Raw genomic sequence first — 14,694 nt, forward strand, 5'->3', positions numbered from 1 at the left:
CGTCGCCGCTCATGCTGTGGCTCCCTCGGCGGCCTTGGCCGCATGCTCGGCCAGGATGCGCGCCATGTCTTCCTGGTGCAGTTGCGGGCGCCAGGTCTCGAACGCCATGCCGAGCGCGGCCGCCTGGCGTTTCTCGTAGTCGAGGAAGGCCTGCGTGATCTCGCTGCCGCGCACGCCGCCGCGCACCGATCCGGCACGCACGTCGCCGTAGTACTCCTTCCAGTCGTCGGGCAGCGGCTGCGAACCCGGCACGGCCAGCCACAGGCGGAACAGGTGGCGCTTGCGGTCCGGCTCTTCATAGTCCTCGAACGGCGTGCGCGAATGCAGAGTGACGTAGTTGTTCAGCAGCTGCATGTCGCCTTGCTCCAGCTCCATGGTGAAGCACAGCAGTTCGCTCGGCATCAGTTCGTCCAGCAGGTCCAGCGCCTCGACCTGCGCCGGCGTCAGGCGCGGCAGCTCGGCAAAGTCGCGCTGGGCGGCGTCTGTGTTCTTGCGATTGGTGCGTGCCGAGAAATACTTGGGGTGGCTGCCGAAGATCGGGCAGCGGTAGTACGGCGGCTGGCTGGGGTCCTGCGTGCTCTGGTAGCTGTGGAAGAAAGTACCCTTGAGCACCGGGATCAGGTCGGGGCGGCGGCGCTGCACTTCCTCATACAGCGCGATTGAGCTGATCACCTTGCTGGTGCCGCCCGCGCGGGCGGTGCGTCGGCACAGCAGGCCGACCACGTCGCACGAGTCCTGGTGGAAATCCAGCCCGGCATTGGTGTTGTAGCCGCGACCGCCCTTGACCTTGTACTCGCCGCCTTCGTTGCGCACATCGTTCATGAACTGGCTGGCACGGTTCTGCGTGCGGCCCACGCCCATGTACAGGCTCATGCCCCAGTAGGCCAGGCGCGATTCCTCCTCCGTCCATTCGTCGACCGGGAAGCCCTTGACCAGGCACATGCCCCAGCCGCCCTGGGTGATGACGATGGCGCGCTTGAGCACTGCGCGCGCGGCCTCGTTGAGCGGGAAGTCGGCCTGCTCCATCTCGAGCAGCGGCTTGTTCAGCGCCTTGGCGTGGTTGAGGGCGTCGCGCATGCCGTGGATTTCTCCCTCGTTCATGCGCAGGACCCAGGAGTGGTCCTCGCGGGCTTGTTGGGCGGTCCAGGCGACGGGGCGTTGCGATGCGGCGATGGGTGACATCTCGGGAGCTCCTCCGTGTTATGCGTTGCGTGCGGTAGTCATGTTCGATACGTTGAGCCTAGTCTAGCGACGTGGCCTATCATTAGAAAAGCGAACATATTTGAGTTACTTCATAAGAGTTTTTGATGAAGATTGAGACTTTCCATACGCTCGAAGGCGTGCTGCAGACCGGCACCTTCGCCAGCGCCGCGCGCCAGGCCAACGTCACGGCCAGCGCCGTCAGCATGCAGATGAAGCAGCTCGAGCAATACCTGGGCAAGCCGCTGTTCGATCGCTCCGGGCTGCAGGCGCGTCCCAACCAGCTCGCGCACGAGGTCGCCACCACCATGCGCCAGGCGCTGCAGAACCTGGAGGCGCTGCGTGCCGGCAGCGGGCTGGCGGTGGAGGGAGTGGTGCGGCTAGGGGTGATCGAGTCGCTGCAGCCGATCGTGCTGCCCGGCATCGTGCGCTATGTGCGCGAGCGTCATCCCAAGCTGGAGCTGCGCCTGGTGCGCGGCCGCAGCAGCACGCTGACGGCATCGGTCAAGGCAGGGGATATCGATGCGGCGCTGGTGGCGCAGCCGGCAGCCGGCGGCTCGGCGCGGCTGCGCTGGACGCCGATGATGCGGCGCGAACTGGTGCTGATCGCGCCGCCCGGAGCGACCGAGACCAACGCGGCCTCGCTGTTCCGGCTGTACGATTGGATCCGCTACGACCGCAATACGGTGTCAGGGGCGATGGCGGCGCAGTACGTGCATACCCACGTGTCCGAAATCCGCGGCACGCTGGAATTCGACAGTGCGCCGGCGATCGTGGCGATGGTCAGTGCCGGGCTGGGTGTGTCGATCCTGCAGGGGCCAGATCCGACGCTGGTGCAGAACTACCCGGTGCGGCTGGTGCGGCTGGGCCGGGCGGCGCCGGTGCTGACCATGTCGCTGGTGACCCGCAAAGGTGATGACGACAACCGCTCGGTCGCGGCCGTGCGCGATGCCATGCGGCTGACGCTGGCTTCGTACCAGCGCCAGAACGTGGCGGCGCGGCACTGAGGCGGGGAGGTGAAGGCGGGTTCCGGTAACATGGCAAGCCGCGTCTGTGACGGTTCCCAGCGGCGCAGTTGAGATTCGCGAGCGGGGAAAGTCGACCTCGCAGGCAAGCGCGAGTGCCTCACCAGCGCGATACGCGGGGCCGCACGAAACATGACGCAGGTGCCAATTCCCGAGTAGGCAATGCGCAGCGAGGCCTCGCTTGTCGGGGCGCGCAACGCCAAGCGCGCCGGACGGGACATTTGACGCCCCCCTCGGCTAACCAGCCTTGAAGGCCAGCTATCTTGGCGCTGGTCGCTACGACCTGGCGATCGAGCGAGATTTGCGTGTGGGGGAATCCGCGCCTGTTCTGAAGGTGATCTCGGTCATGAAGGACAAGGAGGGCGTCTACACAATTGCGCCGACGGTCCTACAGGAGAAGGATAAGGCTGGTCTTAGAGATCTCGGCATCAGGGTGGATGGCAAGTTCGAGGTTCGCTTGCCATCCAATGCCCAAGTTATCTCCCACAATGCCTCAGGCACGCCAGGACTGTTCAGCAAGACCTACGTCTGGAATGTTGGCTCGATCGATGTCAATCCAAACATCAGATTCCGGCTCTAAGGGCAGCGCAGCCGTCGAGATGTAGAGGGGTACGCCGCCGGCTGCAGTGCTTGCTCTCAGGCCTCAGGGATCAGAAACTTATCCCGATTCTTGCCGAGCCACGCCGGGGCGCGCCCACGGCCCGACCAGGTGGCACCTGTTTTTGGGTCCAGGTACTTCGGGGGCAATTCAGCTTTCGGGGTGGCAACGGCTTTCTCGCTCAATGCCGGTCTGCCGCGACGGCGCTTCGGTGCCAGATCGTCGGCAGTGAGTTCATATTCGGCCATAAGTACACGGATCTGCTCGATCACGCCGGCGACTTCGGTCGCGTGGGCTTCCGCGATCTGAGCCTCGATTTTCCCTTTCTCGGCCAATAGTTGCTTGTATGTCGCCACGTTGGCTCTCCGTTGGAAAGGATTAAGCCTACAGGATTTTCAGCATTCGCGCGACCGGGACTGAAGCCGCTACTAAATCTGCCTCATCGTGGTGATCTTGCAGGCCGATGCAACCACAACCGTCTTCTTTTGCTTTAGTTCTCGCCAGCGCTCCTCGCACTCCGCCTGACTGCTAAAGAAAAAATAATCAGGCTTCGGGAGTGCGTCGGGTTCAGTTGGCACGACGACCAAATACCAGTTGCCGGCGGCAGTGGCCTCGTGGTCGGCCACCGGCTGGTCTCGCTCGCCGTCGGTGGCTATGTTATGAACAGCGATCACCACCAGAATTGCAGCGCTTGCAGCGGCCCAACGGGCTCTGCTTGGAAGATTAAGGGTGGCTTTTATCATCTGCAACTCGCGCAAATGGGGGGCGGATGAATCTGGCCTAAGGATAACAGCGTTTCGACGCTGCTTGATCCCCCCCGACGGGCGATGCCACGTCGAACTGATCCACTCTATTGGATAGCTCTGCGACGGCATAATCAACCATCTGGCAACACGACCGAGTTACCCTCAGCAAGGTGAGGCGTTTAACGACGTCCGCAAGAAGATCGACCGAGAAACGGGCGCGGAGTAGGCCGCAAGAGAAAACGCCCCTGCCTGGGGCATCTAGGCGCGCACCAAGCGCCCCGCACCGGCCGGCAGCCGGAGAACCAAGAATTGATGATTCTCAAAATGCTTTGCTGGATTGCCGTGGCGGGTGCAGTTTTTGCCGGCCAGAAAGGCGAAACGGGGCTGGCCATCTGCGGCGCTGTGCTAGCGGCGCTTGCATTCGGCGTCGATCTCTTATTGGCCGCCCGGCGTAGATAGCCAGGATCTAAGAATAGCGGCACTGGCCACAACGCACGCCGGCGCTGAACGAAACGGCCCAAGCCCTGAATTTTCTCAATATACGATGACCATAGACGAGCTCCACCTATTCGTGACGTCGCATTTCGATCTGCGGACCGATCCCGCCGAACGGGGCGAGGGCCGCTCTTATTTTCTGCGGACGGTCGACTGGCGACCCGCGACGGGCACGTGCATCCTTCGCGTCCAAAGCGACCGCGCTGGCAATGTCGACCGCATTAGGCTGTGCGCCTCGTCTGACAATAACAACAGCGCGTTAGTCGTGATGCCGCTTGAAGCGCCCGCGTTGCGGCAGCGGGTGGCCGACAAGATCGCGCTGTTCGAGCGTCAGACCGAGGCAGTCGCCAAGTGGGGTTGCGGCGCTGCTCGCTGCCGCAACGCGGGCGGCATTCTTGTCACAGTCATCCATGCTGATAATTGATGCGTTATCAGCATGACGGTTTCAGGGTACAAAAGGGCCCGGTGCGAAATCGCGAAACGACGGCGCCGATGCGGTCTACGTCTAGGGTATGAGCTGGTCTCCGCACGAAGCACAAGCAGCCATCGCGGACTGGCTGTCCGCGCAGCCGGATACCAAACGAGGACTTTCATGAACGCCCGCCTGTTTGACCTACACGTCGCCGAGACCTGTCCGGATGAGTACGCCGCGCTGCGCGGGGCCAACGCCCGCTACCGCGCGCTGGCCGTGCGCTTTCTCGATGGCGATGCCACCGTGACCGAGGCCGACTGCCTGGCGGCCAAGGATGACGCGGACCGTGCCGAGACCGCCGCCCGTGCGGCCTTCCGTCTGGCGTTAAAGACCCTGGCCGATCAGCTCTAAAGGAGGAGAATCACGTGGTCCGAAAGGCGATGCCCGAGCCATTGGTTGCCGGCGAGTATTTGGCCAAATGCCGGGAGACCAGCCACATGCTGGCCAAAGTAAATGGCCACGAGGACGTGTTTCCGCGGGCGCGCTGTGTCAGCGACGGCCGCTGGTGCACTTTCTTCCGCGACGGAAAGGAAGTCTGGGACTGCAACGCGAGCTACGCCGCCGCCAATTTCCTCATCGAGCCTGCGCCATCGGAGAAGCCGACGTGAGCGTCTCGCCCCGGCCTGAAAGAAGGGCCATTACTCATCACGTCCCCGTGCATCTGGTTGACGCGTTCCTGCAGGCCGAGAACGCTGGGATAAAGCTCCACCATAGCGACCTCGCAGACCTGCAACCTGGCTGGATTGCGATCCGTAGACACAGCGGGGACGCATGACTCTGTATAAGGATCGCGATAGGAAGAGATTGCATCATTTCGGAAGAAGCAGCCCGCTTGGCTCCCGCGCGGGAGATCGAGTCATGGTTTATCCCATCTCCCCACGGTGCCTTACTTGGCCAGCAAGAGCTTGGCTGGTGACTTACCAGCCGGGCTCAGGTGCTTGGACTCTGAACCCATGGTGACGGCGCAGTTTGGAGTATGGCCGTGCTGCGTGTGCGTTCGGCGGCAGCCTCATCGTGGCGGAACTCAACCAAGCGTACTCGGGCCTCGCAGCTCAATCCGTCCGCTTTAGCAACTCAATCGCTTTGGCCTCCCGCTTGCGCCGATTGGCCTCTTGTTCCGCGATCACTCGCATAGTCGCATGTTTAAGCAAAGACCCATCAGTTAGAAGTGCAGCGAACGCTCTCAATTCCTCTAGCGAAATTCGAACCGGCTGGTTCTGTGGCGTCACGTTGACTTTGCTTGGGGAAAGCGGATTATTTTCATCCATATCGGGAAGAAAGAAAAGGGTGCAGCACGGGGCTCACCACACCCTTTGGGAACTAGGACTCCCGAAAGCTACAAAAACGAAATGGATCAGTCTTCCTTCGAAGTTTGTAGTCTAGCTAGGCCTATCGCTACCCATCGCGGGAGGGGAATTATCAGGACGACGCCCGGCATTGTTTTGCTATTTGCTCTCCTTATCTTATGGATTGCTATCCTATTGCCGCCAGGACTGGCGGGCACGGGGGTCGTCAATAGCCCGCTGCCGCCAGTTGTGCTGCCAACTCCACGTTGGTGCGAGCCTGAAGCCGACCATGTATTGCCTGGATATGGTTGCGTATCAACCTAGGCATCTCATGATGTGCGCGCACGTGGTAATGCATTTGCATCATTTTGAATGAAGCCGTGTTGTGATACCCTTTTTATCGCTATATGGGAGGGAGAGACCCACCCGTCAAGCCGTCATTTGGTTGAACAATCCCCACCCAACGAGTGGGTAGAGTTCGACGGCATCATTTTCTTTTTTCGGATTACAAAATATGAAAATTTAATATGAATATTTTCGTGAATAAGATTTTTATATAAAATATATAATTGGAATGGCATCAGTGCTCACGCACCAAGAATTGGACGATTATTTTGGGTCATATGTAGGGATGGATGGGGGAAATCCAGAGGCGCCAATCTGGTTCTGCGATCCCAGCCGGAATTCCTCATTTGAACGTCTCGTAACGCCGCTACAGCCGAAAATGATGCCACCCGCGTGGGATGCGGAGTTTCGTCTGCAGCATCGGGACGAAATGGAAAAGTGGCTGATGCATCAGCGCGTCGCCCGAATCATGACTGCGGCTCGGGCGGATGCGTTGGGGATTCCACTAGGTGAGAATGATTGGCAATCATACTATTGGAATCGGCTTTACGCGCCTAACGGGGCCGAGTTTAAACTGAGCCTTTTCCCGATGCCACTGAATCTCGCGGGCTTGACTTCTTGGTCCCAAGTATTTCGAGGGCAGCCTGCGCTGGTGCCCAAGCAGCGCTATCTGGATTTGTGTCGTCAGGGAGCGCGGTTTCGATTCCTAGCATGGATCTGTGCGCGCTGGCGGCCAAAGGTTGTCGTTTGCTTTGGCCATCGTTATACCGAGGATTTCCGGCGAGCTTTTATGCTCGACGAAGTGGCGGGCGAAGACCAACAGTTGCGACCGGCGGATCTGGTAACGCCTTTGCGCGTCTTCGTGAGGGACAGTACGACCTGGGTCATCTGCCCCGCTATGGCTGGTAGTTCGGGATTAACTTCTAACGTACAACTCGACGCGTTCGGAAAGTGGCTCGGAGCGAAGGTTGAGCGGAGTGACTTTGAGAGTCATACAGCCAACGGCGGCGGAATACGGTTGGCGTTGGAGCCGAGCTAGCCGCCAGACCGCCGAGCCGTCGATACGGACCTCGGAGCCGGAAGGAGCTAGGCTGACCCACTCCAATGGTCGGTGGTGACGGCCACCTCCGACAGACACAGGCTGGTGGCGTGAATCAGGGGAGAGGTAACCGCTAGTGGGCCAACAGGGGCGGAAGCGTCTCCCCCCGGGCGGGAAAGAAGCCTCCGACGATAGCGACGGCGCCCATAATGCGAGCGAAAAGTCAGCGTGTTATCACGCATGATGTCCCGCGAGGCGGGTGTGCCTAAGCGAACTTGGGAGCATGATTCATTGAAGCGCCAACTTAGACACCATCTACCGCACCATGAAAGCGGAAGGAGAGTCAAACTGATCGGACAGAGAGTATCACCGAGCCTATATATGTCCGGGAGTTCCATTGTGATCCTCATCAATCGCTCGACGCGCTTGTTTGCGTCAACATCGACAACTCAGCGCAATAGCCAAGTCACGAGATGCTCCTACCATGAAAATGGAAGACTTCCATGTCCGCAAAGGACGGAACCTGCTTCGCCTCGTTGCAAATAACCTCAGAAGCGCCATCATCATCATCGATGACCGCCGGCAGATAATTTTTGTCAACCCAACCTTTACTAGATTGCTGGGTTATGAATTGGCGGAAACGAAAGGTCTTTCGTTTAGCGAGTTACTGGCCGGAACAAAAACGGACCGAGCTAGCCTCGCTCGTGCGAGCACATGGGGAGTTTTAGGTTCTGAACACACCGAAGAAGTGCTGTTGTATGGAAGGAATGGCAATGCAATCTGGATGTCCGTCACCGTCAATCCGATTCCCGATGTGCAGGAACAATGCAAGCAAACCATCGTGGTGTTGTCCGACATCTCTGAAAGCAAGCAGCTGCAGTTGCTCCAAGAGAAGACCCTCGCCGCCGTAGCCGGTGCCTTGCCCATTCTGGATGTGATGGAAAGCATCTGCGTGCAAGTCGAACGCATGGCACCCGACGTCATTGCTACGGTGCTTCGCGTCGATCTCGAAGGCCGTATTCGGCCGCTTGCTGCTCCCAGCCTGCCCGAGTCTTATACGCAAGCACTGAATGGGATGGCGATTGGCCCTCTCGCGGGATCCTGCGGCACGGCGGCCTACCGTGGTGAAGAGGTCGTTGTCACCGACATCGCGACAGATCCACTGTGGGCCGACTATCAAGCGCTGATATTGCCGCTCGGTTTCAAAGGCTGCTGGTCAACGCCAATCAAGTCACGCAATGGCAAGGTGGTGGGAACCTTTGCCTTCTACTATCGGACGGAGGTGGGCCCGACCTCGTTCCAACAGCGCATCGTCACTGCTTGCGTTCATCTGTGTGCCTTGGCTCTGGAAAGGGAGGAGGCCAACGCACGTATCCTACGGCTCGCCCTGTACGACGAACTCACCGGGCTTCCCAATCGATGGCTACTGCGCGAGAAGGTCAATCAGGCAATTGCCGATGGCATACAGAATGGCGCTCAGATTGCATTCTTGTTCCTCGATCTGGATCGCTTCAAACATATCAACGACTCGCTTGGGCATCCCGTCGGGGATCAGCTCCTATGCACTATCGCCAGGCGCCTGGAGAGGCGAGGACGGAATGGTCGCATCGTCGGCCGGCTAGGAGGAGACGAGTTCGTCATCGCCCTGCCGGACTGCAACGCCGAACGCGCCTGTGTAGAAGTAGAGAGCGTCCTCGAGTCGGTCTCGGAGCCGGTACAGATCAACGGTTTGAGCATTGCCCCGTCTGCCAGTATAGGTATCAGCATGTTTCCTCATGATGGGGAGGATATCGATTCGCTGTTCAAGCATGCCGACATGGCGATGTATCAGGCCAAGGCCTCCGGGCGGGGTAAATTCTATTTCTTCAGCCACGACTTGAACCAGCGCGCCCAGGAACGACTGGTATTGGAAACTGCGTTGTGCGAGGCGCTCAATGAACACCAGTTGCAACTCCACTACCAGCCACAGGTCAGGCTCACTGGGAACACGCTTCACGGTGTCGAAGCGCTGGTTCGATGGCATCACCCGAAACATGGTGATATCGCGCCAAATCGTTTCATACCATTGGCCGAGGAGTGCGGGCTGATCGATGCCATTGGCTTCTGGGTGATCGCCGAGGCCTGCGCGCAAATGGCCGATTGGCGCCGACGGGGGATTGAGATCCCATCGCTGTCGATTAATTTGTCTCCTCTGCAGTTCCGTAACTCGCAATTGGCGAATGTCATCGGTGACGCGCTCCGGACTCACGGCCTCAATCCCGGCGATCTCAAGCTGGAGATCACGGAAGGCGTCATGCTGGACAACAGCGCCCAGACCAAGGCGATGTTGGAGACGATTCATGCGCTGGGAGTAAAACTGGCGTTGGATGATTTTGGAACTGGCTACTCCAGCCTCAGCCATTTAGGCAACCTCCCGCTCGATGAACTCAAGGTGGATCAGAGCTTCGTGCGGATGCTGGGAGAGGGCCCGCGTGCGAGGACATTGGCCTCGGCCATCATCCGCCTTGGAGAAAGCCTGCGTCTCACCGTGATTGCCGAAGGGGTGGAGACGGAATTCCAACGACGTTTCCTCTATGAGAATGGCTGCCATGTCATACAGGGCTTTCTTCTCGCTCGGCCCCTCCCTGTCGTTGAGTTCGAAGCCTGGTTGCTTCATCGATAGTCAGGCGGGCGGAGAAGATACGCAAGGATCACTACAAGTCGCGTGAGCCCAAGGGGATCTACCGTGTCAGGAACTAGGCAAAGTACAACGCGGGCTTGATCACAAGAGTTGACGCGCCGATGTGGATCGACGAGAAAATGCTGAAAGCGGCGTCCGAGATGTCCTGCCTGCTGCCCTGCACGGCCTGCGCTGGGCTAAAGCTGCGCTGATCGACACCCTAGCATTGATCGCAACACGTACCCATCGTGTGCGAGCCGATCGCAGCAAGCCTCGACCGCCTCGTCATAAGCCGCATCTGCATGCCGCCTACCGCGTCCGCCACCGTCGCCACCATCGTCGATGCCCGGCAGTTCAAAAACGGCCGGCAGATGGCGGCTTGGCTAGGCACTGTGCCCAGACAGAAGAGCAGCGGCGGAAAGCAGCGCCTGGGCCGCATCACGAAGCAGGGCAACGAGTATCCGCGCATGCTGCTCTTCCTTGGCGCTCGTGCTGCACTCCATCCCTCGCCCCGACGTAACGACCGGCTCTCGCACTGGATTGTCCAACTGCAGGCCCGCCTCGGCTATTACAAGACGTTGGTTGCAATAGCCAACAAGCACGCCCGCATACTTTAGGCCATCCTCGCGAAAGGGGAAAATTCGATCCCGCCCATGCCCGCCCGAGCGCGGCCAGGTGAGCGCGACACTTCCTGCAATTACATCCAACCATCAGGACGCAATAGGCAACGATAGCGACAGGTCAGACCGGCATCAGGCGAACTCGGCAATCCACCAGGCGCCACATCACGGATATTCGCCGCATCTTGGATGGAGTCCAGCTGCGCGGTTACTAACCGGGCCCGGACGTGCAGTGACTCCGTCCACCAAGGCCGATTATAGGTGTGCGGTCTCTCCCGCCGCTTCATGCCAACTCGTCCCTCCCACCCAAGGAAACGCTCCCCTCACCACACCTCGAAACCCACCACAAACCAATCTTGTAAAAAGGCGAGGCTCCTTATAGGGTGGATTGGTAGCAGAGGGGGCGTCAATAGCCCGCTGCCGTTAGTTGCGCCGCCAGCTCCGCATTGTTGCGAACTTGGAGCCGACCATGTATTGCCTGGATATGGTTGCGTACTGTCGCTGGGGCAATGTTCATAACCTGGGCGATTTCCTTGTAGCTGAGTCCTGCAGCGATCTGCTGCGCCACCTCTAGTTCACGCTTCGTCAGATCATCGACCCCCGAACGCGGCCGTACTCGTAGAAGAACTAGTTCATCGAACGCTCGCCGGCTGAGGATGATGGCACGCCCAGCGAAAGTCTCGTAGGTTTCCTCCAACAGTCTCTGGCGTACTATGCCCGGCAAGATAGGACCGTTCCATTCCGGCCATTCACATTGCAGCAGAGAGAAAAAACCGGACTCTGCAACATGTACCACGCCCTTGCGGTCGGCAATCGCGGTGGCACGTACCATGCCGCCACCGCTCTCCAGACCCCACTGAGCCGCGTACAACGTGCGATTAATGGCTTGCGCTTCTACCAGGTGTGGAACCAACCGCTGACACAAAAGCCTCTCTCGCTCCGAGAATGGTCGCGCTGCATGAGCACGATACAGGGACACAGAGTCGACGAGAGTCGTTCTCGCGTTCCGTATGGCCGTAAGCATGCCCTGTTCGTGGTGAAAGCGCCGCGCGAATTCAAGCCAGTCCCTTTCATCGCGGGCGCGAAAGCACTCGGATAGGTGAAAATTATGGGCCCTCCCTAAGTGAGTAGCCGCAAACAGCCCAGGTGCGTCGGGGGACTCTATTTGTCGATATGCCTCGATGGATTCCGGATCATCATTGTACAAACGCGCGACACGAAAATCTATCCCGTTTTCATCGATGCCACTTGACCCCCACCGGCCCGAGTCGAAGGCTATAACAGAATTAACAAATGTAAGAGCTATGTCCTGGAATTCTGTCATGGGGACGTCACGCGCGGCGCGATAGATAGCGATCACTAGATCGTCAAATTGGCTCATGTTCCTCCAAGAAGAATATCTAACTTCTTTGAAATTCGATTCATAGGTATCAACCTAACGTCCCGTCGTGCGTGCAACACTTCCCAGTCTTAGAAGTGCGCACATCAATGGTGATGCATTTGCATCTTTTTGAAGGAAGCCATGTCGTGATAACCTACCTATCGCTAAATCAAGGAAGCATGAAGTCAATTCTAAGACACTTCAATTTGTTCCAGCTACCAACCGGTCTTCACGGTTTTATCCCCATGAAGAGGGGACCGAAATGGAGCCGCCCAATTTTTATACTATAAATCATGACAACCGATTCGGGTCTGACGCGTCATCTGATCAAGGCGTCGATCAGGAGTCGATTGCATGGCTGGGACGATGGACGATGCGACCAGAAAGCGGGTTCGTGCTGGACGGATGCTGTTAGCGAACAAGCCGGTCGTGGAGGTTGCGGGTGCAGTGGGCGTGGGTTGGCAGACAGCGTACATGTGGAAGGCGCGACTGGACGAAGGCGGCATCGATGCGCTGAGCACCATGGCCCGTGGACCGCTGTCGTTGCTCGGCGATGCCCAGCGCGAGCAGTTGTGTTGTGCCTTGCTGCAGCGCCCGACCGAGCATGGCTTTGGCACCGAACTGTCGACGCTCAAACGGGTGCGTCTACTCATCGAGCAACGCTTTGGGGTGTCATACAACGAGGCCCATGTTTGGCGCATTCTGGATTCGCTCGGCTTCTCGCCCCAACGCCCAGACCGACGCGCTATCGAACGCGACGAGGACGCCGTGCTGGCGTGGAAGCAAAAGACCTGGCCCGCGCTCAAAAAAAGTGTACGCGGGAGCAACGGCTGATCGTCTTCATTGACGAGTCTGGGCTCTCGGAACGACACACGCGCGTGCGCACCTGGGCTCCGAAAGGTCAAACTCCGGTCATCCAGTTTCATTTCAACTGGAAACATGTCTCGGCCATCGCGGGCCTGAGTTATCTGTATCACAATTGCCTGTTCCGCCTTTACGACGGCGCGGGTCAAGCGCCATGCCCTGGCCAACTTCTGCCCACACTCGCTCGCCGAGGTCAAAACGACCGCCCGCAATCGGCTGCGCGGCGCACAGCAACGCGCCAACATGATCGCCGCGTGCTGGAAGCAGGCCGAGTCGTGGTGATGTCAGCATTTATGCAAGTCTCAATAAGCGCACCACGGGCCTGTATGTAGAGGCTCCTAGAGATAGTCTCGTGCGACACCGGATAGTCCTTGTTGACCGCATATGCGTGCTTGAGCCAACCAGCAATCTGCTCTGGCGACCACTGCAACTGAAGCTTGCTTGCCACAACCTGTGCGAGTGTCCGATTCCTGACGGCCTTACATCTCTTCGGCCGCCTGGCGTGCTCCCAGGCAAGCTGGTCGGTCTGACTCGCCCGATAGCCTTGACCACCGCCATTTCGCCTGACCTCCCGGCTGATGGTAGATGGAGCCCGCCCGAGCCGGGCAGCTACTGACCGGATCGACTGGCCAGCAACCACCGAGCACGAGATCTCCTCTCGCCAGCCTGGAGCGGTGTCGTTGTGCTGGCTGTATTCCGCCTGCTTCCGCAAGAATCCCCTGCACCGACGAGTGGTTCCGATCGAACAGTCGGGCAATCTGAAAAAGCATTTCACCTTTCTGCCAGTGCTCCCACATCAACGCCTTCTGGACTCCCGTGTAGTAGATCCGCCGTCTTTGTTTCATTTGCAACACCCCCGCTCGCACAGATCTTAGTGTGTTGCATCGACCGATTGAATTCTCAGGCCACAAGCGGTCATCCAAGGCGAGGGCGGCGATCGTCTCTTCAGAGGTCATTTCAGTCTGTCACATCTGCTGCGACGATCGGCCGCATAGGTTGGTTGGTTTAGAAACGGCAGTTCGTTCGCGCCTCTGCGGATGGCTCTTTCCAGCCCGAAGTATGCGTTGGCCGTCGCTGAATTCGCCAACGGATGGCGCGCCACGCCCCTCCAGCACGAGCCCGCTTCCATCCCTGATCCTCAGGACGCTTGGTGGCCAGCCCGAGGCCGGGCCTTAGCCAGAAGGACTCAGATGCCCAGCCCACCGAGCGACTTGCCGCCGTCTACAAAGAGTGTCTGGCCGGTGATAAACCGGGTATGCGGCGACGCAAAGAAAGCGATCCCATTCGCGATATCGTCCGGCGAGGCTGCCGCGCCACTGGGTTCCAGCGCAACGGCTGCGGCATATTGCTCGCTCGGCATCGTTCGCGTCATCGGCGTATCGGTAAATCCGGGCGCAATCGAATTTACTGCAATCTTCTTGACTCGCAGTTCCATGGCCATTGCGCGCGTGAGCCCGATGACCCCAGCTTTGGACGCGACATAGTCGGGAAAACCGAGACCACCCAATGCGCCACGCGAGGACACAGTTACGATACGCCCGCCTTCGCGCATCCTTCGCGCGCCCTCCTGGGCCGGAATGAACACGCCAATAAGGTTTACCTCCAGTGTCTGACGAAAGTCCGATTCAGTGACTTGATCGAACGTGCGTGGCTTGTAGACACCTGCAGCACAAACAACCACATCGACACGCCCCTCAGTTTCCATCGCGTGCGCGATTCCCTGGCGGTCACATACGTCCAGCGCGTAGCCCACCACGTCCAGGCCTGCCGCACGAAGCGATGCCTCCGTTTCGCTCACTGCGGTCGCGTTACGATCCATGATCGCAACGCGAAAGCCATCGCGCGCCAGCCGCTCTACGGTGGCACGTCCAATGCCGGAGGCGCCGCCGGTTACAAAGGCGATTTCTCGTGTGGAAGCCTGCGGATTCGATTGGTTCATTGCACTCTCTCCTTGAAGTTTGCGG

14 protein-coding genes and 2 pseudogenes are annotated in these 14,694 nt (G+C 59.1%); 10 read left to right on the forward strand and 6 right to left on the reverse strand.

Translation table 11 applies throughout. The annotated features are described in order from the left end of the window. Positions 1-9 precede the first annotated feature (9 nt). Positions 10-1,182, reverse strand: a complete 1,173-nt coding sequence (locus AC07XB_RS33745; RefSeq protein WP_492831652.1) for a TauD/TfdA family dioxygenase — start codon at positions 1,180-1,182, stop codon at positions 10-12. A gap of 125 nt (positions 1,183-1,307) precedes the next feature. Here AC07XB_RS33745 and AC07XB_RS33750 point away from each other — a divergent pair, with 125 nt between their 5' ends. Continuing rightward, positions 1,308-2,207: a LysR family transcriptional regulator gene (locus AC07XB_RS33750; RefSeq protein WP_492831650.1), complete on the forward strand. Its 900-nt coding sequence runs from the start codon at positions 1,308-1,310 to the stop codon at positions 2,205-2,207. 265 nt (positions 2,208-2,472) lie between these two features. Further along, positions 2,473-2,805 carry a hypothetical protein gene (locus tag AC07XB_RS33755; protein WP_492831648.1) on the forward strand — a complete coding sequence of 111 codons (333 nt, stop codon included), beginning with the start codon at positions 2,473-2,475 and terminating at the stop codon, positions 2,803-2,805. 56 nt (positions 2,806-2,861) lie between these two features. Here AC07XB_RS33755 and AC07XB_RS33760 read toward each other — a convergent pair whose 3' ends face one another. Together AC07XB_RS33760 and AC07XB_RS33765 are read right to left on the reverse strand one after the other, a co-directional pair. Continuing rightward, the gene (locus AC07XB_RS33760; protein WP_492831646.1) at positions 2,862-3,179 is read right to left on the reverse strand and encodes an H-NS histone family protein; all 318 of its coding nucleotides are present in this window, start codon (positions 3,177-3,179) and stop codon (positions 2,862-2,864) included. Between the two features lie 72 nt (positions 3,180-3,251). After that, a complete protein-coding gene (locus AC07XB_RS33765) occupies positions 3,252-3,566 on the reverse strand; it encodes a hypothetical protein (RefSeq protein ID WP_492831644.1) in 315 nt (104 codons plus the stop codon). A gap of 312 nt (positions 3,567-3,878) precedes the next feature. Between AC07XB_RS33765 and AC07XB_RS33770 the strand changes: the two genes are divergently transcribed. From AC07XB_RS33770 to AC07XB_RS33800, 7 genes are all read left to right on the forward strand, one after another. Continuing rightward, positions 3,879-4,028: a hypothetical protein gene (locus AC07XB_RS33770; RefSeq protein WP_492831642.1), complete on the forward strand. Its 150-nt coding sequence runs from the start codon at positions 3,879-3,881 to the stop codon at positions 4,026-4,028. Positions 4,029-4,113: 85 nt separating this feature from the next. After that, the gene (locus tag AC07XB_RS33775) at positions 4,114-4,488 is read left to right on the forward strand and encodes a hypothetical protein (protein WP_492831640.1); all 375 of its coding nucleotides are present in this window, start codon (positions 4,114-4,116) and stop codon (positions 4,486-4,488) included. A gap of 168 nt (positions 4,489-4,656) precedes the next feature. Beyond that, positions 4,657-4,887 (forward strand): hypothetical protein, encoded by a 231-nt coding sequence (locus AC07XB_RS33780; protein WP_492831638.1) that lies wholly within the window; start codon positions 4,657-4,659, stop codon positions 4,885-4,887. A 14-nt stretch (positions 4,888-4,901) separates the two neighbouring features. Next, positions 4,902-5,144 (forward strand): hypothetical protein, encoded by a 243-nt coding sequence (locus AC07XB_RS33785; RefSeq protein ID WP_492831636.1) that lies wholly within the window; start codon positions 4,902-4,904, stop codon positions 5,142-5,144. Positions 5,145-6,396: 1,252 nt separating this feature from the next. Beyond that, entirely contained in the window at positions 6,397-7,206 is an 810-nt protein-coding gene (locus AC07XB_RS33790; RefSeq protein ID WP_492831634.1) for a transcriptional regulator, read from the forward strand. A gap of 484 nt (positions 7,207-7,690) precedes the next feature. Beyond that, the gene (locus AC07XB_RS33795) at positions 7,691-9,868 is read left to right on the forward strand and encodes a sensor domain-containing protein (protein WP_492831632.1); all 2,178 of its coding nucleotides are present in this window, start codon (positions 7,691-7,693) and stop codon (positions 9,866-9,868) included. Positions 9,869-10,113: 245 nt separating this feature from the next. Then, positions 10,114-10,482, forward strand: coding sequence for a transposase (locus AC07XB_RS33800; protein ID WP_492831630.1), 369 nt, complete (start codon positions 10,114-10,116; stop codon positions 10,480-10,482). A 409-nt stretch (positions 10,483-10,891) separates the two neighbouring features. Here AC07XB_RS33800 and AC07XB_RS33805 read toward each other — a convergent pair whose 3' ends face one another. After that, positions 10,892-11,866 carry a helix-turn-helix transcriptional regulator gene (locus tag AC07XB_RS33805; RefSeq protein WP_492831628.1) on the reverse strand — a complete coding sequence of 325 codons (975 nt, stop codon included), beginning with the start codon at positions 11,864-11,866 and terminating at the stop codon, positions 10,892-10,894. Positions 11,867-12,220: 354 nt separating this feature from the next. Between AC07XB_RS33805 and AC07XB_RS33810 the strand changes: the two are divergent. Then, positions 12,221-13,012, forward strand: a pseudogene (locus AC07XB_RS33810) (IS630 family transposase). Positions 13,013-13,037: 25 nt separating this feature from the next. Here the strand turns inward: AC07XB_RS33810 and AC07XB_RS33815 are convergent. Both AC07XB_RS33815 and AC07XB_RS33820 read right to left on the reverse strand, forming a co-directional pair. Then, a pseudogene (locus tag AC07XB_RS33815) lies at positions 13,038-13,575 on the reverse strand (transposase); the annotation flags it as partial. Positions 13,576-13,916: 341 nt separating this feature from the next. Beyond that, positions 13,917-14,669, reverse strand: coding sequence for an SDR family NAD(P)-dependent oxidoreductase (locus tag AC07XB_RS33820; RefSeq protein ID WP_492831626.1), 753 nt, complete (start codon positions 14,667-14,669; stop codon positions 13,917-13,919). Positions 14,670-14,694 lie beyond the last annotated feature (25 nt).

It is taken from the genome of Cupriavidus sp. GW821-FHT02F09 (assembly GCF_059421605.1).